This window comes from Caballeronia sp. GAFFF2 (assembly GCF_023631485.1).
GTDB lineage: Bacteria > Pseudomonadota > Gammaproteobacteria > Burkholderiales > Burkholderiaceae > Caballeronia.
Genome location: NZ_JALQDA010000129.1, coordinates 1 through 203, shown reverse-complemented (window position 1 = coordinate 203; position 203 = coordinate 1). Strand labels below are relative to the sequence as shown.

The window sequence follows — 203 nt, the reverse complement described above, 5'->3', positions numbered from 1 at the left end:
CCGCCGTCGCCATGGCCGCCGTCACCGTGACCACCGCTGCTGCCGTTGCCGCCACCGTTACCGTGACCGCCGTCGCCGTGACCACCGTCGCCGTGGCCGCCGTCGCCGTGACCACCGTCGCCGTGGCCGCCGTCGCCGTGACCGCCGTCGCCGTGACCGCCGTCGCCGTGACCGCCGTCGCCGTGACCGCCGTCGCCGTGACC

General features: G+C 77.8%; 1 protein-coding gene. It reads right to left on the bottom strand.

Translation table 11 applies throughout. The features are described from left to right. Positions 1–203: hypothetical protein (locus NCT04_RS34960; protein WP_250470320.1), on the bottom strand; the 203-nt coding region annotated here is incomplete at both ends.